This window comes from Nitrospira sp. (assembly GCA_029194665.1).
Lineage (GTDB): Bacteria > Nitrospirota > Nitrospiria > Nitrospirales > Nitrospiraceae > Nitrospira_D.
The window spans coordinates 1,143,967-1,166,352 of sequence record JARFXO010000001.1; the positions used below are offsets into that span (position 1 = coordinate 1,143,967).

25 protein-coding genes and 2 tRNA genes are annotated in these 22,386 nt (G+C 55.5%); 16 read left to right on the top strand and 11 right to left on the bottom strand.

Annotated features, from left to right (window positions below; all coding sequences use genetic code 11):
• Nucleotides 1-521: 521 nt before the first annotated feature.
• From P0119_05450 to P0119_05475, 6 genes are all read right to left on the bottom strand, one after another.
• Complete coding sequence (locus P0119_05450; GenBank protein ID MDF0665509.1) at nucleotides 522-719, bottom strand: hypothetical protein; 198 nt, start codon at nucleotides 717-719, stop codon at nucleotides 522-524.
• 240 nt (nucleotides 720-959) lie between these two features.
• Nucleotides 960-1,346, bottom strand: coding sequence for a hypothetical protein (locus P0119_05455; GenBank protein MDF0665510.1), 387 nt, complete (start codon nucleotides 1,344-1,346; stop codon nucleotides 960-962).
• Nucleotides 1,347-1,426: 80 nt separating this feature from the next.
• A complete protein-coding gene (locus P0119_05460; protein MDF0665511.1) occupies nucleotides 1,427-1,576 on the bottom strand; it encodes a ribbon-helix-helix protein, CopG family in 150 nt (49 codons plus the stop codon).
• Between the two features lie 256 nt (nucleotides 1,577-1,832).
• Nucleotides 1,833-1,908, bottom strand: a tRNA-Lys gene (locus P0119_05465).
• A gap of 118 nt (nucleotides 1,909-2,026) precedes the next feature.
• A complete protein-coding gene (locus P0119_05470; GenBank protein ID MDF0665512.1) occupies nucleotides 2,027-3,343 on the bottom strand; it encodes an adenylosuccinate synthase in 1,317 nt (438 codons plus the stop codon).
• A gap of 257 nt (nucleotides 3,344-3,600) precedes the next feature.
• Nucleotides 3,601-3,675: transfer RNA gene (locus P0119_05475), tRNA-Val, on the bottom strand.
• Between the two features lie 108 nt (nucleotides 3,676-3,783).
• Here P0119_05475 and P0119_05480 point away from each other — a divergent pair.
• Nucleotides 3,784-4,071: a BrnA antitoxin family protein gene (locus P0119_05480; GenBank protein ID MDF0665513.1), complete on the top strand. Its 288-nt coding sequence runs from the start codon at nucleotides 3,784-3,786 to the stop codon at nucleotides 4,069-4,071.
• Nucleotides 4,072-4,233: 162 nt separating this feature from the next.
• Nucleotides 4,234-4,527, top strand: a complete 294-nt coding sequence (locus P0119_05485) for a hypothetical protein (protein ID MDF0665514.1) — start codon at nucleotides 4,234-4,236, stop codon at nucleotides 4,525-4,527.
• 355 nt (nucleotides 4,528-4,882) lie between these two features.
• Here the strand turns inward: P0119_05485 and P0119_05490 are convergent, their stop codons facing one another.
• Together P0119_05490 and P0119_05495 are read right to left on the bottom strand one after the other, a co-directional pair.
• A complete protein-coding gene (locus P0119_05490; GenBank protein ID MDF0665515.1) occupies nucleotides 4,883-5,554 on the bottom strand; it encodes a formylglycine-generating enzyme family protein in 672 nt (223 codons plus the stop codon).
• 24 nt (nucleotides 5,555-5,578) lie between these two features.
• The gene (locus P0119_05495; GenBank protein MDF0665516.1) at nucleotides 5,579-6,619 is read right to left on the bottom strand and encodes a toll/interleukin-1 receptor domain-containing protein; all 1,041 of its coding nucleotides are present in this window, start codon (nucleotides 6,617-6,619) and stop codon (nucleotides 5,579-5,581) included.
• A gap of 292 nt (nucleotides 6,620-6,911) precedes the next feature.
• Here P0119_05495 and trmFO point away from each other — a divergent pair, with 292 nt between their 5' ends.
• From trmFO to P0119_05555, 12 genes are all read left to right on the top strand, one after another.
• Nucleotides 6,912-8,228 carry a methylenetetrahydrofolate--tRNA-(uracil(54)-C(5))-methyltransferase (FADH(2)-oxidizing) TrmFO gene (trmFO, locus tag P0119_05500; GenBank protein ID MDF0665517.1) on the top strand — a complete coding sequence of 439 codons (1,317 nt, stop codon included), beginning with the start codon at nucleotides 6,912-6,914 and terminating at the stop codon, nucleotides 8,226-8,228.
• On the top strand, nucleotides 8,201-9,142 hold the full coding sequence (gene xerC / locus P0119_05505; GenBank protein ID MDF0665518.1) for a tyrosine recombinase XerC: 942 nt from the start codon (nucleotides 8,201-8,203) through the stop codon (nucleotides 9,140-9,142). Before trmFO ends, xerC begins: the two co-directional genes overlap by 28 nt.
• A complete protein-coding gene (gene hslV / locus P0119_05510) occupies nucleotides 9,139-9,675 on the top strand; it encodes an ATP-dependent protease subunit HslV (GenBank protein MDF0665519.1) in 537 nt (178 codons plus the stop codon). The genes xerC and hslV overlap by 4 nt, the downstream gene beginning before the upstream one ends.
• 6 nt (nucleotides 9,676-9,681) lie before the next feature.
• Entirely contained in the window at nucleotides 9,682-11,082 is a 1,401-nt protein-coding gene (gene hslU / locus P0119_05515; protein ID MDF0665520.1) for an ATP-dependent protease ATPase subunit HslU, read from the top strand.
• 83 nt (nucleotides 11,083-11,165) lie between these two features.
• Complete coding sequence (gene argB, locus P0119_05520; protein MDF0665521.1) at nucleotides 11,166-12,062, top strand: acetylglutamate kinase; 897 nt, start codon at nucleotides 11,166-11,168, stop codon at nucleotides 12,060-12,062.
• Between the two features lie 23 nt (nucleotides 12,063-12,085).
• On the top strand, nucleotides 12,086-12,952 hold the full coding sequence (locus P0119_05525; GenBank protein ID MDF0665522.1) for a M28 family peptidase: 867 nt from the start codon (nucleotides 12,086-12,088) through the stop codon (nucleotides 12,950-12,952).
• A gap of 51 nt (nucleotides 12,953-13,003) precedes the next feature.
• The gene (locus P0119_05530; protein ID MDF0665523.1) at nucleotides 13,004-13,228 is read left to right on the top strand and encodes a hypothetical protein; all 225 of its coding nucleotides are present in this window, start codon (nucleotides 13,004-13,006) and stop codon (nucleotides 13,226-13,228) included.
• Entirely contained in the window at nucleotides 13,225-13,470 is a 246-nt protein-coding gene (locus tag P0119_05535; protein MDF0665524.1) for an ORF6N domain-containing protein, read from the top strand. The genes P0119_05530 and P0119_05535 overlap by 4 nt, the downstream gene beginning before the upstream one ends.
• Before the next feature lie 16 nt (nucleotides 13,471-13,486).
• The gene (locus tag P0119_05540; protein MDF0665525.1) at nucleotides 13,487-13,783 is read left to right on the top strand and encodes a hypothetical protein; all 297 of its coding nucleotides are present in this window, start codon (nucleotides 13,487-13,489) and stop codon (nucleotides 13,781-13,783) included.
• A gap of 655 nt (nucleotides 13,784-14,438) precedes the next feature.
• Nucleotides 14,439-14,669: a YgiT-type zinc finger protein gene (locus P0119_05545; protein MDF0665526.1), complete on the top strand. Its 231-nt coding sequence runs from the start codon at nucleotides 14,439-14,441 to the stop codon at nucleotides 14,667-14,669.
• A gap of 268 nt (nucleotides 14,670-14,937) precedes the next feature.
• Nucleotides 14,938-15,159: a type II toxin-antitoxin system HicB family antitoxin gene (locus tag P0119_05550; protein MDF0665527.1), complete on the top strand. Its 222-nt coding sequence runs from the start codon at nucleotides 14,938-14,940 to the stop codon at nucleotides 15,157-15,159.
• 332 nt (nucleotides 15,160-15,491) lie between these two features.
• Nucleotides 15,492-16,196, top strand: a complete 705-nt coding sequence (locus P0119_05555; protein ID MDF0665528.1) for a hypothetical protein — start codon at nucleotides 15,492-15,494, stop codon at nucleotides 16,194-16,196.
• Nucleotides 16,197-16,209: 13 nt separating this feature from the next.
• On the opposite strand, the gene P0119_05560 is transcribed toward P0119_05555, so the two are convergent.
• A complete protein-coding gene (locus P0119_05560; protein ID MDF0665529.1) occupies nucleotides 16,210-16,746 on the bottom strand; it encodes a gamma carbonic anhydrase family protein in 537 nt (178 codons plus the stop codon).
• Between the two features lie 91 nt (nucleotides 16,747-16,837).
• Between P0119_05560 and rimO the strand changes: the two genes are divergently transcribed.
• Together rimO and purU are read left to right on the top strand one after the other, a co-directional pair.
• Nucleotides 16,838-18,319: a 30S ribosomal protein S12 methylthiotransferase RimO gene (gene rimO / locus P0119_05565; GenBank protein MDF0665530.1), complete on the top strand. Its 1,482-nt coding sequence runs from the start codon at nucleotides 16,838-16,840 to the stop codon at nucleotides 18,317-18,319.
• A 60-nt stretch (nucleotides 18,320-18,379) separates the two neighbouring features.
• Entirely contained in the window at nucleotides 18,380-19,246 is an 867-nt protein-coding gene (purU, locus tag P0119_05570; GenBank protein MDF0665531.1) for a formyltetrahydrofolate deformylase, read from the top strand.
• A gap of 68 nt (nucleotides 19,247-19,314) precedes the next feature.
• Here purU and P0119_05575 read toward each other — a convergent pair whose 3' ends face one another.
• Nucleotides 19,315-20,799: a DegQ family serine endoprotease gene (locus P0119_05575; GenBank protein MDF0665532.1), complete on the bottom strand. Its 1,485-nt coding sequence runs from the start codon at nucleotides 20,797-20,799 to the stop codon at nucleotides 19,315-19,317.
• A gap of 134 nt (nucleotides 20,800-20,933) precedes the next feature.
• Nucleotides 20,934-22,337, bottom strand: coding sequence for an ATP-binding protein (locus P0119_05580; protein MDF0665533.1), 1,404 nt, complete (start codon nucleotides 22,335-22,337; stop codon nucleotides 20,934-20,936).
• Nucleotides 22,338-22,386 lie beyond the last annotated feature (49 nt).

The following is a 22,386-nucleotide window of genomic DNA, read 5'->3' on the forward strand; positions in this document are numbered from 1 at the left end:
GACTCTGCTGTGAAAAGTGTCTGGCCGTGTCATGTCCGTTAGCTATTTACTATTCGTCCCAATTCTAGAGACCATAGGAGTGAAAACTTTCTCAAGGAAGCCCAGGGAGTGCCGGAGGCTTCTCTGTGAAGCACCTCAGCGCTTTAGTGTGTGAGCGGTCATCCACTCCTTCGCCTCACAGGCGACATTCATAAGTGCCGCGAGATCGTTGAGACCGAATGAGGTGCTGTTGCGCCACATGCCGGACCGATCCTTGAATGGTCGGGAAAAGGTCGTTGAGAAGAACGGGTCGTTCTCGCTGACATTCTGCCAGATCGTCGCCTTGATGTTCCCGCGAGGCAGGGGCCGGAACCGGAGTGCCGGAGAGGATTATGCAGCGAGGGTGACAGTGCGCGAGTGATGCGCCTCGGAGTTGATAGCCGGACACTTGTTGCCGCTGGCGACTCAGAAGAACCCTATTCACTTCCGCCTTGGGCTGACAAACAGGTCCTGATGACTCATACAGATGAATGAGAGGACCTTCACTGTCCTTCGATTCTCACGCCGCGACCGTAGGGATTGGTGGGACTATCAGAGCGAAAGGGACTGCCTGCACCGTAAGGATTGTTGATGGAGTCTGGCGAAAGCGGAGACCCGAACCGACCGTAGGGGTTGCTGGTCGAATCAGGATCGCAGGGGTTGGCGCTCAGCTTGCCGAGGTCTTCGGCTGCGACCGGCATCGTGAAGGCACAGAGTGCGATGGCGGTAAAGATGGCTTGCTTCAGGCCACCCTCTCGATTGCTATTCAGGCTGCTGTCTCTTCAGATCCTCCTTACGCGGCTTCACCTCTTAAGCCATCTTGAAATCCAAGAGAGCATAGACTTTCAGATGCTTGACGACTTTGAATCTTGTGTCCGCTGAAACCAAGGCAGCGACTTCGAGGCGGATGGCTACGGCAGCTATAACAGAGTCGTTGGTCATCAGACCATAACGCTCTTGTAGCGGCAGGGCCTTGTCGAGCAGGTCAGTCCTTGTGCCGACTTCAAACCCCAACCCAATGTGATGAGTGCGGCCACCTTCTCGCGATAGATCGTGAGGCGCTTGAGCACGTCGGGCTTGGCCGCGAGCTGTCTCGCAGGATTCCCGCCTGAAATCTTCCCTAACACTATCGCTTCAGCCAACATGAGTGTGTGAGGCAACTCCTGCCGAACCGGCTGCCGGGCCACACCGATCAGTTCTCGCCGCTCGATTCGTCGCAGCAGCCGTTGGGCTTGTGCCGATATCCCTTGCTCAGCGTATAGCAAGACGTCCGTGTCAACGACGCACAGACTGCCGCCGGGAATATCATCGAGATTCATTGATCCCATACATCTTCTTTGATTACTCGCTGGAACTGCTCGTGCTTGAGCTTGATCGGTCACTCACAAAATGACTGATGGGCCATCTCTCACTCTTTCGGGCTCGTGGGACCGGCGCTGAGGTATTGGACCAGGGCATCCTGGATAAGATCGCTGATGGAGCAACCCTCCTCTGCGGCCTTGCGCTTAATCAGCTTCATAATCTCTTCTTCTATTTGCGTGCCGATTTTTAGTTTCATCGCGGTTACCCCTGTTGCCGAAGCGCCAATCAGGGTGTGAGCATCTCCATCACACACACTGACACACCATGCCCGCACAGTGATTGGCTCGATCCGGCTGTATCGGTTGATAATTGTCTACCACGATCTAGGCTATTCTAGAAGTGTCAAGAAGGGTTCGGCGAAACCGTTGCGGGCGCTGAATGCTGGAAAAAGTACTGGTGGGATTTATCCGTGCGCCGTTATTATGAGGCGCACGGCACGAGCAAGCTTGGTTTGGTGAGCCGGCTGGGACTCGAACCCAGGGCCCTCGCCTTAAAAGGGCGATGCTCTACCGACTGAGCTACCGGCTCACAGTGAAGAGGCGGAATCATAATCTTATTTCTGAAACGACTGGGTGGGACCAGCCAAGAACACTGCCGCATCATAGCATTGACCAATGACCGATGACCGATGACTATTGACTATTTTTCACGAGCGTTTGGGGCTTCGACGGGAACAGTCTAAGGGATTACGCAACATGATCGTCTCCGCGCGCTTGGACCCAGTCGAAATCATATCGATTCGGCACTGCGACAACTCTTCGATTCGAGCCAAGTAACGTTTCGCTTCGACGGGGAGGCGCTTGTAGCTGGTCGTCCCTGTCGTCGCAGTGGTCCATCCTTTCATCCGTTGATAGACCGGTTCGCAGCTGGTCAATAGGTCCAAATCAGCCGGCATACTCTTATAGATGGTGCCCCCATGTCTGTACCCAGTACAGAGCTTCAACTCCTTACAGCCGTCGAGCACATCGAGTTTGGTCAGAGCCAGGGACGTGAGCCCATTCACCAGCGTCGCATGACGAACCACGACCGCATCAAACCAACCGCAGCGCCTTGCACGTCCTGTGGTCGAACCAAATTCTCGCCCTCGTTCCTGGAGCCCCCGTCCGACCTCATCAGTCAGTTCCGTCGGAAACGGCCCACTGCCGACTCTTGTCGAGTAGGCCTTGGCGATGCCCATGACCGCGTCAATCATCGTGGGACCGACACCGGTGCCCGTACAGGCCCCGCCTGCGGCGGCACTGGACGAGGTCACATAGGGATAGGTGCCGAAGTCCACATCCAGGTTCGTGCCTTGAGCCCCTTCAAATAAGACCGTCTTGTTCTTTTCTATCGCGCGATTCAACAGCAGGGTGGTATCGACGATGTGGCTCCTGAGTCGATCGGCATAACCCATGTACTGCTCGAAGACTTTGTCGACCCGAAACGTCTCGACTTTATACAATCGCTCTAAGAACCAGTTCATCTCGACAAGATTCTCTTCGAGTTTTCTCTTGAACAGCGATGCGTTCAGCAGATCCCCCATGAGAATGCCGATCCGCGCCATTTTGTCAGCGTATGAGGGCCCGATCCCCCGTCCGGTCGTACCAATCTTCCGTGATCCCTTCGATTGTTCCGACGCGCGGTCGATCGCCTTATGATAGGGGAGGATGAGGTGCGCCCGCTGACTGACGGCGAAGTTCTTGCCGATCGCGATGCCCTTCGTCTGGAGCAGATCCATCTCTTCGATCAGAGACCCTGGATCGACGACGACACCGTTACCGATGACACAGGTCGTCCCTCGATACAAAATTCCCGACGGGATGAGATGGAAAATATAGGTCCCCCGCTCGTTAATCACGGTATGCCCGGCGTTGGAACCTCCTTGATAGCGTACGACGATATTGGTGCCTCGGGCCAAGATATCGACGATCTTGCCCTTACCTTCATCGCCCCACTGAGCCCCGATAATGACGAGATTCCCCATAGTTGAGAAAGTCCACAGCCTGCGTCGGCACGAAAAAATGGCTCTGACCGATTGGGAGATCAGAGCCAAGGGGGCTCATGGTAGGTGCAGCCTATTCGTTTGTCAAGTTGCTCGTTGGGTATTGCTCATCGAGTATCCGCATTGTTGCCGTAAAAATCCGATAGTTACGGAGAATAGGGCGGTATCCGAGGTGTTTGCCGATAACGATTAGACAGGAATCCTGGAAGCGCAGAAAGCGGATGGGGATATGGAGAGCATGGTGGGCGATACAGGTATCGAACCTGTGGCCTCTTCCGTGTGAAGGAAGCGCTCTACCACTGAGCTAATCGCCCGACCGACGAAGCCGGTCTAAAAAGAGGCCAAACTCTAGCACTGCGCCACGGGACCAGTCAACGCAGGGATTCCAACACGAACCATCTCCATGAGAAAGGGGAACAAACATGAGCGCCAAATCTACCAAGACCCTGTCAAAACGGCGTCGCGCGGGATGGGCGAAACTGCAGGAGATGACAGACCACGAGATTGATTACTCAGACATCCCGCCGACGGACGCCAAGTTTTGGGAAAAGGCACAGGTCGTGCTTCCGCCCGTCAAAACCCATTTGTCCTTACGGTTGGACGAAGATGTCGTGGAGTGGTTTAAGCGGCAAGGAGGCGGATATCAAACCAAGATCAACGCCGTGCTGCGATCCTATGTGCAGGCACATTCGGCCAAGAGGAAGGCGTAAGTCACCGGCAAGCACTCTGGATATGCACGGGCCGGACCGTCGACACCATCGCCGCTGACCGAGGCTCTGATCACATTCCCTTGGGTCCATCTAATATGTACCCTTGTGAGAGCGTAGAATTCTACGCTATATTACGCGCATGATTAACCGGGGGCCAACACCATGCCCGTGGCATACAAGAAAGAAGAAATCCTCAGCGCATCTCGCGTCGCGCGGTCCTTCGGAAAAGTGCTGACCGATTTGAAAGCACAGCGCCGTCGGCGGGTGGTCGTCCTGAAAAATAATCACGTTGAAGCCGTGATCGTGCCGGTGGACGACTATGAAAAGATGGCGGAGGCACTCGATCTTTTGGAGCACATGGAGATCCATCGCCTTGTCACACAACGGGCACGCAAGAAAGGGAAGAGGCTCATCACACTGGAGGCGTTGCTGAAGGAGCAACGGGTTGCGGTATAGCGTTGTCTTGACCGCGGCAGCGGCGGAAGATTTTCGGCAACTCGATGGGTCGTTGAAGCAGCCGGTTGCCAAGCAGCTCCGAAAACTCGAAACCGTCCCACGACTCGGCGAGCATCTTGGGAACCGAGCAGGCTTGACCTTACCGGCTACTACAAACTCTACGCCGCCAAGAAATCCATCCGTATCGTGTACCGGATTCTCGATCAAGAGATCCTGGTTGAAGTCGTGGCCATTGGAAAGCGAGAAGACCTCGCCGTCTATGAGGAAGCCCTCAAGCGGCTGAAGCCACGGGACCGATAGAAGAACGCACAAGGCGGGTGAAACCGCAAACGTTCAAAGCACAACGCGCATAGGGTTAGGGAAGGTCTTGAGCAAGACGGAAGCCAAGGTCATGATTTCGAAAGTCAGCAACGCCCCAGATCCGTGTCGAAGTGCGCATGTTCACCGGCATGTAGCCCCAGGAGCCTCCACGGATTATGCGACGACCACAATCACCACCACCGTCTTCGAGCCAAGGCTGGCCATCCGCTGGGACACCTTTGTAATTCTCGTGCCAGCAATCCTCCAGCCATTCCGACACATTGCCGCTCATATCGTAGAGCCCAAGTCCATTGGCTTGCGTGCGGCCAACCGGCTCGGTACGTTTCGCGCCATACACCGCATAATCCTTCAATAGACTCTCGTCAGAAGTCCCAGGCCACATCTGCTCCTGCCCACCGCTTCGCGCCGCGTACTCCCACTCAGCTTCCGTGGGCAACCGATAGCGTTTGCCGGTTCGTTGGGATAGCCAATGGGCGTAGGCTTTCGCATCGCCCCAGGACACGTTGACGACCGGTCTCTGACCACGTCCCCAACCCTCATCCTTTGGCAATTGGCGATCAGTCATCTGGGCAAAGAGGTCGTACTCGTCAAAGGCATTTTCATACCGTGCCATGGCAAATAGTTTAGTGAATTCGACTTGGTGTTTAGGAACTTCAAACACTACAGAGCCCCCCATCATGAACGACCCTGGCGAAATCAGTATCATTGCGGGCTGGGGCGGGCTTCTTCGCTATGGCCTGCGCTCCACGGGTTCAGCCTCTTTGCGCTGCTTGATTTTCTCTTTGAGCTGCTCGACTTGCTCTTTCATTTTCTCTAATCGCGGCGAAGGGGCATAGACAGGCGAAGGTTTCGGCTGAAAAATCAAGAACGCAGCTATAAGGACGATGATAAAGACTATCAGGCCGATGCCACCGACCAAATAGGATGGGAACCCTTCCGTTGTTGTCCGGGAAGCTACTGTCGAAGAGGCTGGTTCTTCTTCACCCGGCTCCAGCTGTGGTTGAGAATCAAGTCTTGATGGAGGAACCGCTGCCTCGACACTCTCCTGTTCTCCTCGATCGACGCCGCAATCGGGTTCCTTCCCTGTCGCGCTTCCATCCCTTACGGTACTGTGCGCGTCTGAGAACGCAATTGGTGCTTCCTCATGGGATGGCGGCACCTCTGGTTGGGATTCAAGACTGGATGGAGGAACCGCTACCTCGACATTCTCCTGTCCGGGTCCCTTAACTTCGGAACGGGCGGCCGCCTCTGTCGCTATTGCTTCCGTGACAGTGTGTTGCGCATCCGAGGGCGGGAGGTTCTCCCGCTCACTCTCTATTTGTGCTCGCAAATACTCAATGAGCCGGTCCATGTCCCGATGAAAATCGGGGTCAGAACGTACCACGACGCTGTGACGGTACGAGAAATCTCGCAGACTAACTGGCAACCGATCGACTGGCGGGATTACAGCCCCACTCACCAGTACCGGAATAACTGGAATCCGACGCTTTAGCGCCGATTCGATTTCAATCCGGACAAAATCTCCTTGGTCTTCAAGTCTGGACTTTCCCGTTCGGCCCTTGAGCTTCATCCAGTTTCGCCCGATTACGGCGAGGAATACATCGCATTTTGCCACCTGCTCATCCAAATGGTGACGAAAGTCGATACCAGGAGGCATGGAATCCACATCCCGAAAGACCGCCTTTGGAAACGCTTGGATGAGCCGGTCATAGATTCGACCAGTGACATCCGCACTATCCTCGCGGCGATAGGAGATCAGGATCTTGCTCATGGTCAAGTTACTCGCGCTGGCATCGAGCTTCCTGAGGCACCAGTCAACTTCCCAGGCGCCACCTAGTCATAGTGCTTAGTAGGGAGGTCTAGGTGGCGCATTCTACCCGTTCGCCCGACAAAGGCAAGAACCCTAGGCGGTGAGTGGTGAGTCCGAGGAGTTCGTTCGTGGTTCGACAGGTCTCACCACGAACGGAGTTTCTAGACCCAACAGTAGCTCGCCATCGTTTACCTTGACTTCACCAAAAGATGATTTCTAGAATGAGCGCCTTCCACTGTAAGGAACGTGAATAATGAGAGATGATGTCGTCATCGTGGGGGGTGGTCTGGCCGGCTCGGAAGCCGCGTGGCAAGCGGCGAATCGTGGTGCCAAAGTTACCCTCTACGAGATGCGCCCGAAAGAGATGACGAAGGCGCACAAGACCGGAAACTTGGCCGAACTCGTTTGCTCGAACTCGCTCGGTTCCGCCGATCCTCTGAATGCGCCGGGTATTTTGAAGGAGGAACTGCGTCGCTTGAATTCGCTCGTCATTGCCGCAGCCGAGCAAGCCAGAGTTCCCGCCGGGTCGGCGCTGGCTGTGGACCGTGACCAGTTCTCTCAGCACATTACTCGAGCGCTGGAAGGGCACCCAAACATCCGCATCCTGCACGAAGAGACCACCGACATTCCGACAGATTGCCTCTGCATCGTCGCAACAGGTCCGTTAACCTCCGATAAACTGTCTCAGGCCATCCGTGCCGTGACGCAATCCCAGCATTTATATTTCTACGACGCCATCTCGCCGATCATCGATGCGGACTCCATCAATATGGAGGTCGTCTTTCGTGCCTCTCGCTATGACAAGGGCGGAGATGATTATTTGAATTGCCCCATGACGGCAGAACAGTACAATGTCTTTTACGATGCCCTGATGGCCGCTGAAAAAGTACAGCCGAAGGAATTCGAGAAGACACCCTATTTTGAAGCCTGCGTGCCGATTGAGGTGCTGGCAGAACGGGGCCGCCGAACGATGCAGTTCGGCCCGATGAAACCAGTGGGGCTCAAAGATCCACGAACCGGGATTGAGCCGGCGGCGGTCGTGCAGTTGCGGACAGAAAATGTCCATCGGACCTGTTACAACCTCGTCGGCTTTCAGACCAAACTGACTTATCCGGAGCAGAAACGGGTGTTTCGCATGATCCCCGGGCTTGAGCAAGCCGAGTTCCTCCGGTACGGGAGCCTCCATCGCAACACCTTCATCAATTCTCCTCAGCTCCTCCTCAACACGCTGCAATTCAAAGCTCGCGGCACATTGTTTTTCGCCGGGCAGCTCGTCGGCGTCGAAGGCTATACGGAATCGGCTTCAATGGGAGGCTTGGCCGGCATCAATGCAGCGCGGGCCCTTGCTGGACAATCTTTGATCACACCTCCACCCACGACCGCGCACGGCTGCTTAGTTTCTCATATCACCTCGTCGGATCCTCGCCATTTCCAGCCAATGAACACCAATTTCGGTCTGTTCCCTCCCTTGGCGAGTTCTCCGAGGGACAAGGATAAGAAGCGACGCGCCTTGAGCCTGCGGGCCCTTGAGGATTTCGACGCATGGACGATGAAATCAAGGCTTTCATAATGTACCTGCAGGTTGAACGGAACGCGTCACAGGAGACGATTCGCAACTATCGATCCGACCTTCATCAGCTGGCGAGGTTCCTCCAGCGAACCAAGAAGGATGCTGCGCCCAGTCGCGTCGAGGAGGTCACGAGAGACGATATTCGCGCCTATCTGCACAACTTGGATCAACAAGGCGAGAAAGCTTCGTCCTTGGCAAGAAAACTGGCTTGCCTCCGCAGTTTTTTTCGTTTTCTAGTACGTGAAGAAGTCCTGCGAACGGATCCTACCGAAATCCTGCGAAGCCCCAAGCGACCAAAGCCGCTCCCTCGCGTGTTGACAAAGGACGATGCGGCGGCACTCATGGAGTTTCCGACCGGGCCATCGTCCTTGCCCTTGCGAGATCGCGCCCTGCTGGAAACGATGTACTCGACCGGGGCTCGGGTGAGTGAGGTCGTGGGGATCAATCTCGATGACCTGAACGAGGCGGACGGGATCGTGTGTTTGAGAGGGAAGGGTCGCAAGGAACGGATGGTGCCGATCGGGGATCTGGCGCTTCAGGCAATCCGGCAGTATCGCAGGTCCTTGAAACCGCCGGCCCGAAGCGGTCATCTGTCGTCTCCGATTTTTTTGAATCATCGTGGGGGCCGGATCACCACGAGGAGCGTCGCTCGAATGGTTGCTCGATACTCCAGCCGCCTCGTTGGTGGGGCGGTCAGTCCTCATGCCTTGCGGCACTCGTACGCGACCCATCTGCTCGACGAGGGAGCGGACCTCCGGTCGATACAGGAAATGCTCGGCCATGCCTCGCTCAGCACAACTCAAAAATATACACATCTGGCGATGGATCAACTCCTCGCGGTCTATGATCGAGCCCACCCTCGAGCACGAGAGGCAACGACTCCCTTGCCCGGAAAGGACCGAAAATCGTCATGACGATTCGATCGACCACCATCCTTTGCGTCCGACGCGATGGACGGGTCGCCATGGGCTGCGACGGCCAAGTGACCGTTGGAACCACCGTGATGAAACACAACGCCAAGAAGCTGAGACGCTTGCATCATGACCAGGTGCTGGCCGGATTTGCGGGAGCCACTGCGGATGCCTTCACCCTGTTCGAGAAATTCGAGAGCAAGTTGGAGGAGTATCGAGGCAACCTGACCAGGGCGGCAGTGGAGCTCGCGAAAGATTGGCGAACCGATCGTGTGCTTCGCCGGTTGGAGGCGTTGCTTGCCGTCGCCGGCCGTGAACAGTCGTTCATCATTTCAGGAACCGGCGATGTCGTCGAGCCGGAAGACGGCATATTGGCCATTGGATCGGGTGGACCCTATGCCCTGGCGGCTGCACGAGGACTTCTCCGCCATTCCCAACTCGACGCCCCGGCGATCGTCACTGAAGCCATGAACATCGCAGGTTCTATTGACATCTACACCAACCAACAGATTATTGTTGAAGAACTCCAAGGATAACTCACGATGATGAAGCCGCTCACAAGCGATGCCGAACCACTGAATCTCAATAGTCTCACCCCGCGTCAGATCGTCGAGGAGCTGAATCGCTACGTCATTGGACAAAAGGATGCCAAACGGATGGTCGCCATCGCTCTTCGCAACCGGTGGCGCCGCCAGCAGGTGTCTCCCGACCTTCGCGACGAGGTGATGCCGAAGAACATCATCATGATCGGGCCGACCGGCGTGGGCAAAACGGAGATCGCCCGACGGCTCGCCAAACTGGCCGAAGCCCCCTTCATCAAGGTCGAAGCGTCGAAGTTCACCGAGGTCGGCTACGTCGGGCGTGATGTGGAATCGATCATCCGCGACTTGACCGAGCTGGCCATCAATATGGTCAAGACACAACGGCTGGCGTCCGTTCAGCAGAAGGCAGAACAACAAGGCGAGGAACGATTGCTCGATCTGCTCTTGCCGCCGCCCCCCCCTCGACCGGGCTTCGTGGACAGCGCGAGCGAGCCGGTCGCTCAAGCCCCTCAGGACTCCCACGAAACGACCAGATCGAAGCTGCGCCTGCAGTTACGGGAAGGGAGGCTGGATGAACGAACGGTGGAGTTAGAAGTCAAGGAACGAAGCCTTCCCGTCGGCGTCATTTCCAACGTGGGTGGACTTGACGACCTCGAGAGTAATCTCCGAGACATGCTGGGCGGCATGTTTCAAGGCAAGAAGAAGAAACGACTGATGAAAGTGCCGGAGGCGCTCAAACATTTGACGCAGGAAGAAGCTCAGAAACTGATCGATATGGAAGATACTACGAGAGAAGCCATCACCAAGGTGGAACAGGCCGGTATCGTGTTCCTCGATGAGATCGACAAGATCGCCGGCCGCGAGCGCACCATGGGTCCGGATGTATCGCGAGAAGGTGTCCAGCGCGACCTCCTCCCCATCGTGGAAGGCTGCACGGTCACCACCAAACATGGGCCGGTCGTGACGGATCACATCCTCTTCATCGCCGCCGGTGCCTTTCATGTGGCGAAGCCGTCGGATCTGATTCCGGAACTCCAAGGACGATTTCCGATCCGCGTCGAGCTCAGCCCGTTATCAAAAGACGATTTCGTCCGCATTCTCACAGAACCGAAAGGGGCGCTGGTCCGGCAGTATCAGGCCTTGCTGGCCACGGAAGGCCTCACCATCGAGTTCACTACGGACGGTCTTGAAGAAATCGCCGAGGTCGCAGTGCAAGTGAATGAACGGACCGAGAACATCGGCGCGCGCCGCCTGTTCACCATCATGGAGCGGTTGCTTGAAGACATTTCATTCGAGGGACCAGGCTGGCCCGACAAACGGATCAGCATCACCGCGGCCTATGTCCGGGACCGGTTGAAAGACATCGTCAAGGATCAGGATCTGAGCCGGTATATTCTCTAGGCAGGACGAGCGCGGCGGGCAAGACTCGGTCGCGTTTCTCGCGGATCACGCCCATCGCGCCCTTCCCGCAGCGGGAGCACCGCATGAACAAACTCATCAAGAAAGCCAACGTCCTCATCGAAGCCCTGCCGTACATTCGCGCGTTTCGAGGAAAGACCGTGGTCGTCAAGTACGGCGGCCATGCGATGACGGACTCGTCGCTTAAGGAACGGTTTGCTCAAGATGTCGTACTGCTCAAGTACGTTGGCATCAACCCGGTCATCATTCACGGCGGTGGGCCTCAAATTGATAAGATGCTCGACCGACTCGGCATCGAGGCCAAGTTTCGGCACGGCGTCCGGATCACCGATGAAGCCACGATGGAAATCGTGGAAATGGTCCTGGCAGGAAAAATCAACATGGAGATTACGGATCTCATCAACCGTCATGGTGGTAGCGCCGTCGGGTTGAGCGGCAAGGACGGGGGGTTGATTCTCAGCAAGCCGCTGACGGCCAAGGCTTGGGCAGAAAGTCTGGACCGGGATTTGGATAGGGAAGACGGCGAAGGCGACTTCGGACTGGTGGGCGACATTGAAAAGGTCGACCCTGGTTTGTTGCGCAACCTTCAGGACGACCATTACATCCCGGTGATCGCTCCGATCGGAACGGATCGTGAGGGTAATACGTACAACATCAATGCCGATCTCGTCGGCGGATCCGTGGCCGGGGCCCTGCGCGCGGAGAAGCTCCTCATGATGACCGATATCAAAGGCATTCGCGACGCCAACGGGCGTCACCTCTCCACCGTGTCGCGTAAAGATGTGCAGCGCATGATGAAGAAGGGGACTATCACGGAGGGGATGATCCCGAAAGTCCGTGCTTGTTTGGACGCATTGGCCGAAGGGGTCGGAAAAGCTCACATTATCGACGGGCGTATCCCCCACGCCATTCTGCTTGAAATCTTCACGCACAAGGGCATTGGGACCGAGATCGTAAACTAATTCTCCGTTGACGGACCACCCACGTGCCCGCTGATCGCAACCGCCTCAAAGACGACCTGCATCACCTCGTGGAAGAGCGGCATCCCCTGTCCTCTCCGGTCCGCTTACAACAGACAGAGGTCTATCTGCGTCGCCGGTTCTCGGAGGCCGGGCTCGCCGTCACCGCACATGAATTCGAGGCATTGGGCAAGACCTATCGTAATGTCATCGGAACTGCGCGTTCCACCTCCCTGCACGACGAACAAGCGCCTCCCCTGATTCTCGCCGCACACTTCGACACAGTTGAAGGCTCTCCCGGCGCTGATGACAACGCCAGCGCCCTCGTCGTGCTGCTGGACGTAGCGCGCCGGATCCGATCGCTAAAGCTAGCGCGACCGATCCGCTTCATCGCCTTCAATTTGGAGGAACACAACCTACTTGGCAGCTTGGCCTATACCTCATTCCTACGAAAGAACCATCAGGCCATTCACGGAGCGATCGTGCTGGAATGCGTCGGCTATGCGAGCGATCAACACAACTCGCAGAAAATTCCCCCCGGTGTGCCCATCGCCGTTCCAACGACCGGCAATTTTCTCGCCGTGATCGGCAACAAGCGGTCAGAGGCTTTAACCGGCTCCGTTGCTAAGGCCATGCAGTCGCATCTCCCGATCGTTCCACTGGTCGTGCCGGGCAACGGAGAGAAACTCCCAGACACCAGACGCAGCGACCACACCTCCTTTTGGGAGCAAGGCTTTCCCGCCGTCATGCTCACGGATACCGCCAACTTCCGGAATCCCCATTACCATCGACCAACTGATACCCTCGACACGTTGAACCTCGACTTCATCGCCTCAGTAGCCGAAGGTGTCACGGCGGCAGTCATTGCACTGGTTGGTCAGCCGACTGCGTAGCTTTCATTGACCGACTTGGGTAGACTCCCCGGCCATGCTAAGCGGGATGGAATGAGACGACCATCTGTCATCAAGCCGTTCATTGACTCTCAAGAACTCGTCCGTTGCTTCAATGAAGATGAAATAGTGTGGCGCCGTTACGAGCAGAAACGCAGACTGCGTCGGTTGCGTGGCTTGCAGACACCACTCCCAGAAGAAGTCCTCGATGCTCTCGACTGGCTTGAAGCGGAGCAAGAATGCCAAAAAGCCCCGTCCATTGGAAGGCAGATCGCATGAGGCGTCCCAAACCCTTTGAGTCCCTGATTCTGACCATTCGAGGACACCGGGTGATGATCGACGCTGATTTGGCCGGCCTCTATGGCGTCGAGACACGAAAGCTGAACCAGGCAGTGAAGCGCAATGCCGATCGTTTTCCCAAAGATTTCATGTTTCGGCTCAACGCTGAGGAGAAATCTGAGGTGATCACAATTTGTGATTACCTCCACCACCTGAAATTTTCCAACAACCGGCGAGTCTAAGCTTAAGGAGAAAGCAATGACCAATCAGATGATCAAGTCCGTTCGAGTGATCGTGCAACCCCTTCCTGGCAGCATCATGGCCACCCTCTTTATGTCACCGAACTTCTCTCTCAGGCCACCAAGCAACTTACTCTCGGCCGCCGATGTTGCGATGTCACTGCATGGTAACTTGGTTCAATGGGCTGAGACGAACGACATATCGTGGGAGCGAGTGAAACCTCTGTCCGACAAGGAACGAGAAGCGCTCCTCGACAGTATGGGGCCAAGAGGATGCGTGACCGGGTACTTCCAGAGTACTGACCAGTTCCGATAAAACGTTTTCTGCAGGATCGATCCAGGCGAATTCACAATGAACCAGGTGGCGCAGAATCTAGGCATCTCGCGTTCTGCACTGGACAGTTTTAGTCGCCTTGGAGACAAGAAGAAGTGGTGGCAGTTCTGGAAGCGAAGGTTTCGGGAATATTCCCATGTTATTGAGCAACCCTAGGAAAATTCGGCATGACATAGGCATTGTTGACCAGACTGCAGCTGATCAAGGCCGATACATTTTACCCAGACATCGGCTCAACGACCTCTTCCAATCACTCATCCATCGCGCGTTCCAGGGGAAATTATGAGGGGTCTACTGTATTCTGGGTACAGAACGGTTTTGGTTTGAATGAAATCCATTGACGACATTCGCACTCAGTTGTCCCTCGGCCAGTTTGAGTTCAGCCGCCATGCGTTCAAGCGAGCTGTCGAGCAAACCATTAGCGAATTTGAAATTCGACAAGCCGGCGCGCAAGCGAGAATCATCGAAGACTACCCGGACGACAAGTATGCTCCAAGCTGCTTGCTGTTGGGGTTCACAGCGACTCGACGCCCTCTGCATATCCAGTGCCGTATGTGGACGCAGACTTGCTGAAGATCATTACGATCTATGAACCCGACGAAGCGGAGTGGTATGATTATTCCCGACGGAGGTAGCCATGTTCCGATGTCACGTGTGCGGGAAGACCGAAGGGCGGCAGGAGTTCGTCAGCGAGGTTTTCGATATTGATGGGAAAGCCGTGCGAGTCGAAAACATTCCTGCAACCGTATGCACTCAATGCGGCGAATCAGTTTTTAGCCGCGAAACAACTGAAAAGGTTCGTCGGATGGTCCATGGCGAAACGAAACCGATCAAATCCGTTCAGATGGACGTGTTCGCTTTCAGCTAAGTTTGGCGAACCTCAAGACATGGAAAACACGATGTCCAAGCGACTCCAGTTAGAAGTCACCACCCTCGCCTGAGCTGCAGTTCTCTCAGACTTACCAATTGCCGAGATTCGGCTGATGGAAACTCAGCAAGCCGCCTTCCGCCGACGTCTTGACGAGCTCTTCCAGTCGATACTCCATCGCGCGTTTCAGGGCGAATTGTACGCCCAATGAAGATGGGCTTCCTGAAACTCCTCTGTTATACTTCCCTTCGAAAAGGAGATCGCCATTATGAAGGAACAGCTTACCGCCGTGTTTCAGCAAGTTCCGGAAGGCTATATCGGGTTTGTCGAAGAGCTACCGGGAGTGAACACCCAAGGCGATACACTTGCTGAAGCGCGTACCAACCTCCACGAGGCGGTGCGACTTGTCTTGGAATCAAACCGCGCGTTAGCAGAAGAATCGCTGCACGATAAGACCGTCATCCGCGAGCCATTTGCCCTGATTTCATGAAGCGGATCGACCTGATCCGCCATATTGAAACGCATGGGGCCCAATTGCTTCGTGAAGGCGGTAATCACAGCGTCTATGTAAATCGTTCTGCGGGAAAGACTTCGACCGTACCCCGCCACCGGGAAATCAACGACTTTCTTGCTCACAAAATCTGTAAAGACTTGGAAATTCCCAAACCGTGAAGAAGAGACGTCCTGAATTGGCTATCGGTATCGTTACCTAAGCCGCTCCCGGCATTATCCATTCATTACATCACGATGTTCATGAATCATGAATATGGAGAAGTCCTGCAGCGCTTTTTTTGTACGCCTTCATGTCATGGGTGAGCGGCCATGCGAAAATACCTTTCTGGCTCAACTCGGCAAGCTATCGCTGAGGTATTTGATCGTCTCGATTACAAACGGCTCGAGTCCATCTATTGCTATGAAGGGGGCGATGAGTTTTGGCGTAAGAAGCGAGAGCCCTGCCGGCGACTAGGCAGCAAGGTAGCCGAAGCCCTCATAAAGAAGTTGCCGCCAGGGGGACGCAGTCTCTATGTGGGCGCCGGTGTGACGGAGTTGCCGGCATTACTAACCGAAGCACTCGAACTTCAGCGCCAGGTTGAACCCTATAATCTCCGACGGTCGGAAGTATCTATACTCAATCGCGCCTGCCGATCCTTGCCCGTAAGATTTAGGGCCCAGGACGCCTCTCTGGCAACTGGTCTCTTCGATCATCTCTGGATGGTCAGTGTGCTGAATGATCCTGAGCGGTTTCCGCACCTCTCACCGCTGTCCTATGGCCGAGCTGATCCGGTCACGTTTGATCCGGTACGATTCCAGAAGGAACGACGGATTGTCCAATTTATCGTGGACCGTTGCATGCCCAAATTGAAGGTGCCTGGCTTGGTGACAACCTCAACGGAGGAAGTGGTGTGGATTGCAGACTGGTGCCACCGTCATAAGCTCCCGTATCGCGTGGAGCGCAAACAGTATCCCACGGCACTCGTCGGTGATCCGATCTGTTTCATCAGGGTAGGTAAACGGCGGCGGGGTTAATGTCTGAGATCCCTCAGAGTTCAAAACCGGTTTTCTTACCTGTATCGTTCATATACCTTTTTGCATAGTTCACATAATTGTCCGCCGATTCCTTTATCCAGGCCAATTCCTTCTCCGTAACCGGGCGCTTGATTTTGGCCGGCGAGCCGAGGATTAAGCTCTTCGGCGGCACGATCGTGCCTTCGACGACCAAGGCTCCGGCTCCTACCACGGAATCCCCTCCGATCACCGCTCCGTCCATAATGATCGCACCCATACCCACCAGCACACGGTCCTGAATCGTACAACCGTGCAGCACGACATGGTGGCCGATCGTGACTTCGTTGCCGATGATCAGCGGATGTGTGCCGTGAGTCACGTGCAGCATGCAGAGATCCTGCACGTTGGTCCGATCTCCGATCCGGATGTAGTTCACATCGCCTCGGATCACGCTGTTGAACCAGACACTACAGTCCTCCCCCATGACAACATCGCCGATCATGACAGCGGTCTCTTCGATGAAGCATGAGCTGGGGATCGTCGGCCTGACTCCTTGAAAGGTTCGAATCATGATGGGCACTCTAGGGGAGTTGATTGATCTCCTGCAAGGGGCTACAAGGGTCTGATTGACAGTCTTTTTAACCCTCCCGTAGACTGTTTCCATGTCTCAGCCATTGATCATTCCGCGGCGGGCGAAACCGGAATCCCAAAGGGACAGGCACCGATCGCTGATCGGAGCCAGTCTCAAGAAAACTACGATCGGGTTTGTGAATCTTGGTTGTTCTAAGAATCAGGTCGACTCGGAAATCATGCTCGGGTCTCTCGTAGCCGAAGGGTTTCAACTGACCGGTGACCCGAAGCAAGCCGACGTAGTGATCGTCAATACCTGCGGGTTCATCGAAGAGGCCAAAGAGGAATCGATCAACACCGTCCTCGAACATGGGCGCCTGAAGAAAACAGGAACTTGCCGCGTCTTGATTGCAGCCGGTTGTTTAGCTCAGAGATATCAAGGAGACTTGCTGAAAGAATTACCGGAATTGGATGCGGTGGTCGGCACCGGGGAATTCGGCAGAATCGCCGACATCTGCCGGGACCTCCTAGCTCCCAAGAAGCGGCATCGACGCCTTTGGATCAGTCAGCCGCCCTATCTCTATGACGAGCTGGCGCCACGACTGAGACTCGGCAAGCAGCATAGCGCCTATGTGAAAATCGCCGAAGGCTGTAACCGTAACTGTACGTTTTGTGCTATTCCGCTGATGCGCGGGAAGCAGCGCAGCAGGCTGGTGGAATCCATTGTTGCCGAGGCGCGCCTGCTTGCCGATGAAGGCGTCAAAGAAATCAATCTGATCTCGCAAGATACAGTCAACTATGGTGTGGATCTCGGTCTTCGCGAAGGCTTGGTCCGTTTACTTCGCGAATTGGTCAAAGTCGAAGGCCTCCGATGGATTCGTCCGTTTTATCTCTATCCACAGCAAGTCACGGATGACCTGCTCGACCTCTACGCCGGCGAAGAAAAGATCACCAAGTATATCGACATGCCGCTCCAGCACATCAATGACCGCATGCTCAAACGCATGCATCGTCTGGGAGACCGCCCCGCGATCGAAGCCTTGGTCGATCGTATCCGGGCCCGTATTCCCGCGGTGACTTTTCGGACCGCGTTCATCGTCGGTTTCCCGGGAGAAACCGACGCCGCCTTTACCGAGCTGAACGACTATGTGGAACAGGCTGAGTTCGACCGGGTCGCCGTGTTCCACTACTCGGACGAGGAAGGGACCGGAGCAGCCGACTTGGATGAGAAAGTCGAGCGGGAAATCATGGATGAACGTCGCAACACCCTCCTCTCCCTCCAAGAATCTATTTCTGCCGCCAAAGGCAGGGTAAAAGTCGGCAGCACCCTCGAGGTGTTGATCGATGGACGATCAGAAGAAACACAACATGTGCTGGAAGGGCGCCACGAAGGGCTCGCCCCAGAAATAGATGGTGTTGTCTACATCGACGAAGACTCGACTTCAAACACCCACGTACACCATCCCCGCCTCGAGATGTCTTCTCCCAAGCCAGGCGATTTCTGCACGGTTGAGATCACCGACGCCGCAGCCTACGACCTGGTCGGCCGCATCGTTACGAAACCAGGTTGCTGAGTCGTCCTTCGCCCCGATCTGTTACACTGATTGCTGCCGCCTCCACAGGAGCGAAGGTCGATGACCTCACCGAGGAAAGACTCGATCGTTCTCTTGATCCACTGCAAAGACCGGAAAGGCATCGTCGCGCGAGTGTCTGGGTTCATTCACGATTTCGGGGGCAATATCCTCGATTCCGACCATCACACCGATGATGACACGAACGACTTTCTCATGCGCATGGAATTCGCCACGGAGGGATTCCAAATTCCTCCGGACGACATACCGGCTGCCTTCGCTCCGATCGCCAAAGTGTACGACATGCATTACGACGTGCATCCCTCCAGTCGACGGACGCAAGTCGGCATGTTGGTTTCGAAACAGGATCATTGTCTGGCCGATCTGCTCCAGCGGCACCGCCGAGACGAACTGCATATCGATATTCCTGTTATCATTTCGAATCACGACACCTGCGCCAGCTGGGCTGATCTCTTTAAGATCCCGTTTGCCGTTTATCCCGTTACCAAAGAGACCAAGCCTCAGCAGGAACAGCAAGTCTTGGCGCTCCTGAAAGAGCAGCGTGTAGAACTCGTGGTCATGGCTCGCTACATGCAGATCCTCAGCGCGGACTTTCTTGCTCAGGTTGGCTGCCCTGTCATCAACATCCATCATTCTTTCCTCCCTGCCTTTATCGGAGCCAATCCTTATCGGCAGGCCTATGACCGGGGTGTCAAGATCATCGGAGCGACGGCGCACTACGCCACTCAGGATCTGGATGAGGGCCCCATCATCGAGCAAGGCGTGATTCGCGTGGGACACCGGGATACCGTAGAAGATCTCGTGCGCAAAGGGCGGGACCTGGAGGAAATTGTGCTTGCCCGCGCGGTCCGGCGGCATATCGAACGGCGTGTCTTGGTCTATGGGAGAAAAACGGTGGTGTTCGACTAGCGGCTGTTGAAAAAGGGAGCAGGTCATCCGATCCGATCCGACCCGCCCCCTTTTGGTCCTTCGCAGGATTACACCTTCACAGATATGAACAGCTGATTCCCACGTCGATTGACCAAGATCAGCACGCTGTCTCCCTTTTTGATGTCGGAAGACGCCTTCTCAAAGTCCTTCACGGACTTGATAGATTGCCGATTGATCTCTCGGATCACGTCGCCCGGCATAAGGCCGGCCTTCTCCGCTCCGCTGTCCGGAGCAACCCTGGTCACCACCACGCCTCGCTTCCCCTTAAGGCCGAGTTCGTTGGAGGTAGCCTGATCTAAGTCTTCTACCGCGAGGCCGGAGAAGGCATAGTCCGTTTCGCCTCTTTCCCCCTTGGCGACTTTCGTTTCATCGGGCTGGTCGACAATTTTGACTGTCATCCCACGTTCTTGACCGTCACGAATCACTTTCACCGGCACGGTGGTGCCGATCGAAGTCCTGGTCACCAGTCGCTGCAACGTGACCCCATCCTCCACAGGAGTGCCCTGATACTCGACAATGACGTCTCCCTGCTTCAATCCGGCCTGTTCGGCCGGGCTGTCTTCCCGGACGTCGCTGACCAAGGCGCCTTTGGAATTCTTGATATTGAATGACTTCGCCAGGTCTTGGTTCAGATCCTGAATGCCGACACCGAGATACCCTCGGACAACCCTGCCTGTCTTGAGCAAACTCTCATAGATTGGCTTGGCCATGGTTGTTGAGACGGCAAAGCCAACGCCTTGATAGCCGCCGGTCTGGGAGAAAATTGCCGTATTAATGCCGACGAGCTCACCTCTGGTATTGACCAAAGCACCGCCTGAGTTACCCGGATTGATGGCCGCATCTGTTTGAATGAAATCCTCATACTGAGTGATGCCCATGTGGCCTCGTCCGACTGCGCTCACAATCCCGAGGGTCACGGTGGAATTCAATCCAAACGGATTGCCGACGGCTAACACATACTCACCGACTTGCAAGCGTGACGCATCACCCCAGGACAACGCGGAAAGATCGGTCACGTTGATCTTGACCACCGCAAGATCCGTCTTTGGGTCGGTGCCGATGATCTTGCCCTTGAACTCACGTTTGTCGGGGAGCGTGACATTCACTTCGCGAGCCTTGGCAATCACGTGATTGTTGGTCAGGATATATCCATCCGATGAGATGATGACGCCGGACCCTTGTCCTCTCCGGGGCCCTCGATGTTCATAAGGGTCGGCCGGTCCCCTCCCACGAGGCCCGAACGGTTTTCCGAAGAATTCTTCCATTCGTCCTCGTAGCTCGTCAGGGACAGAAAATCCCTCTGAAGCTTGCTCCGTCATGACTGTCGTGATGTTGACGACCGCCGGAGTCACCTGTTTGGCGACTTCCGTGAAGCCACTCGCCGGCCTATCTACGGCTACTTGCATGGAGGCCGGAGACGGCGCATCCGATGCATGGGACGCGGTGAGTGAGTGGTTGCCCCAGATCAGGGCACCGCTTACAAGACCGACGCCAATCACGAAACCGATGGCACGATATGGATGCGATGACATGACTTCCCCCTTGTAATGCTGTGGTCGAATAATCGCCAGAGAACGAGTTCATGACCGCAAGGATGCTTCCCGGTTTTGATTAAAAAAACTAACAACCGGTAATGAGAGAGAGATTAATCGGGAATTAGACTTCGCTAAGCAGCGGAATGGGCGAGCGGTAGTACAACAGTGAAGGTTGATCCCTGGCCGAGATCACTTTTGACTTCTATCCGTCCCTTGTGCAAATCGACGATCCAAGCACAAATGGCGAGGCCGAGACCAGTTCCCTTCTTCGTGTGGGCACGAGCGACGTCTGTGCGGAAGAAGCGTTGGAAAATCCGCTTGTGGTCTGCCTGGGCAATGCCGATGCCGTGGTCCGTGACCGACAGCCTGGCCTCTCGACCATCATTCAACAACGAAATCTCGACCTTTCCTCCCTGGTACGAATACTTCATCGCATTCTCCACGAGATTGAGCAGCAACTCGCGAAGCCGCAAGTCGTCGCCTTGCACAACCACCGGCATCACTGTTCCCAGTACAACCTCGATCTTTCGGTCCTGCCCGAGTTGCGTGGCCTGGCGATGAATATCTTCGACGAGAGACTCCATCCCAACGGGTAACGAGTCCAGTTTGACTTCTCCCATGTCGGCACGAGAGAGGAACAACAGTTCGTCGACAATCCTGCTCATTCGATCAATCTCTTCCAAATTGCTCTCAAGCACCGACTTATAGTCTTCGAGTGCACGAGGTCGCCGTAGAACCAGGTCCGTCTCACCCTTCATCACCGTGAGGGGAGTCCGCAACTCATGCGACGCATCACTGGTGAACTGACGGATTTGGCTGAAGGAGGCATCCAGTCGGCCGATCATGTTGTTGAAGGTGGCGGCCAGCCGGCCGATTTCGTCATGCGCCGCCGGCATGCTGAGACGCTGGCTGAGATCACCGGCGGTAATGCGCTGCGCGGCAAGGGTAATCTTATCGACAGGACGTAACGCTCGCCCTGCCAAGAACCATCCCCCCGCGAGGGACACAGCCAGAGCGATCGGAATTGCCACCACAAGCAGAATCAGGAAGCGATGGAGGGTTTCTCCGACCGATTCCATCGACGTGCCCACTTGCACGATGTACAAAAGATTACCCCGGTACATGATGGGCATGGAGATCAGCCGCAACGGAGGCTCATTGGGATACTTAGCCGACTCGAAAATGCTCTGTCCGGCGAATGCGGTATCGAGAGCGGTTCGACTGAGTGGAACTTCATGCTGTTTGATGTTGGGAGAACGGATCGAGATGGTGCCGGAGGGGCTGAAGATCTGGAAGAACTTATCGATGCGGGCCAGTTCTGGAAATTGGGAGAGCAATTCCTCTTCACTAATCAGAGGAAGAAACCCACGCTCTTCGAGCGACCGCACAGCCGTCGTCGCCGTTTCTTCGAGGGATTGATCGACGGCGTCGCGCAAATTTCGCGCGGTCATGGCGTACAGCACCACGGAGAACACCATGAGGACCATGGCCAGGGCGGTCCCGTACCAGAGGGTCAGCCGAACACGTAGCGGCATAGGTCAGCTCCTGGTCGGTGGTGGCGAAATGATACCGTCGCAGAACCTG

What these genes read in the sequence shown, in the direction of transcription:
- P0119_05450 (MDF0665509.1), bottom strand. Translation starts at nt 719, where the DNA reads ATGCCGGTCGCAGCCGAAGACCTCGGCAAGCTGAGCGCCAACCCCTGC.
- P0119_05455 (MDF0665510.1), bottom strand. Translation starts at nt 1,346, where the DNA reads ATGGGATCAATGAATCTCGATGATATTCCCGGCGGCAGTCTGTGCGTC.
- P0119_05460 (MDF0665511.1), bottom strand. Translation starts at nt 1,576, where the DNA reads ATGAAACTAAAAATCGGCACGCAAATAGAAGAAGAGATTATGAAGCTG.
- P0119_05470 (MDF0665512.1), bottom strand. Translation starts at nt 3,343, where the DNA reads ATGGGGAATCTCGTCATTATCGGGGCTCAGTGGGGCGATGAAGGTAAG.
- P0119_05480 (MDF0665513.1), top strand. Translation starts at nt 3,784, where the DNA reads ATGAGCGCCAAATCTACCAAGACCCTGTCAAAACGGCGTCGCGCGGGA.
- P0119_05485 (MDF0665514.1), top strand. Translation starts at nt 4,234, where the DNA reads ATGCCCGTGGCATACAAGAAAGAAGAAATCCTCAGCGCATCTCGCGTC.
- P0119_05490 (MDF0665515.1), bottom strand. Translation starts at nt 5,554, where the DNA reads ATGATACTGATTTCGCCAGGGTCGTTCATGATGGGGGGCTCTGTAGTG.
- P0119_05495 (MDF0665516.1), bottom strand. Translation starts at nt 6,619, where the DNA reads ATGAGCAAGATCCTGATCTCCTATCGCCGCGAGGATAGTGCGGATGTC.
- trmFO (MDF0665517.1), top strand. Translation starts at nt 6,912, where the DNA reads ATGAGAGATGATGTCGTCATCGTGGGGGGTGGTCTGGCCGGCTCGGAA.
- xerC (MDF0665518.1), top strand. Translation starts at nt 8,201, where the DNA reads ATGGACGATGAAATCAAGGCTTTCATAATGTACCTGCAGGTTGAACGG.
- hslV (MDF0665519.1), top strand. Translation starts at nt 9,139, where the DNA reads ATGACGATTCGATCGACCACCATCCTTTGCGTCCGACGCGATGGACGG.
- hslU (MDF0665520.1), top strand. Translation starts at nt 9,682, where the DNA reads ATGATGAAGCCGCTCACAAGCGATGCCGAACCACTGAATCTCAATAGT.
- argB (MDF0665521.1), top strand. Translation starts at nt 11,166, where the DNA reads ATGAACAAACTCATCAAGAAAGCCAACGTCCTCATCGAAGCCCTGCCG.
- P0119_05530 (MDF0665523.1), top strand. Translation starts at nt 13,004, where the DNA reads ATGAGACGACCATCTGTCATCAAGCCGTTCATTGACTCTCAAGAACTC.
- P0119_05535 (MDF0665524.1), top strand. Translation starts at nt 13,225, where the DNA reads ATGAGGCGTCCCAAACCCTTTGAGTCCCTGATTCTGACCATTCGAGGA.
- P0119_05540 (MDF0665525.1), top strand. Translation starts at nt 13,487, where the DNA reads ATGACCAATCAGATGATCAAGTCCGTTCGAGTGATCGTGCAACCCCTT.
- P0119_05545 (MDF0665526.1), top strand. Translation starts at nt 14,439, where the DNA reads ATGTTCCGATGTCACGTGTGCGGGAAGACCGAAGGGCGGCAGGAGTTC.
- P0119_05550 (MDF0665527.1), top strand. Translation starts at nt 14,938, where the DNA reads ATGAAGGAACAGCTTACCGCCGTGTTTCAGCAAGTTCCGGAAGGCTAT.
- P0119_05555 (MDF0665528.1), top strand. Translation starts at nt 15,492, where the DNA reads ATGCGAAAATACCTTTCTGGCTCAACTCGGCAAGCTATCGCTGAGGTA.
- P0119_05560 (MDF0665529.1), bottom strand. Translation starts at nt 16,746, where the DNA reads ATGATTCGAACCTTTCAAGGAGTCAGGCCGACGATCCCCAGCTCATGC.
- rimO (MDF0665530.1), top strand. Translation starts at nt 16,838, where the DNA reads ATGTCTCAGCCATTGATCATTCCGCGGCGGGCGAAACCGGAATCCCAA.
- purU (MDF0665531.1), top strand. Translation starts at nt 18,380, where the DNA reads ATGACCTCACCGAGGAAAGACTCGATCGTTCTCTTGATCCACTGCAAA.
- P0119_05575 (MDF0665532.1), bottom strand. Translation starts at nt 20,799, where the DNA reads ATGTCATCGCATCCATATCGTGCCATCGGTTTCGTGATTGGCGTCGGT.
- P0119_05580 (MDF0665533.1), bottom strand. Translation starts at nt 22,337, where the DNA reads ATGCCGCTACGTGTTCGGCTGACCCTCTGGTACGGGACCGCCCTGGCC.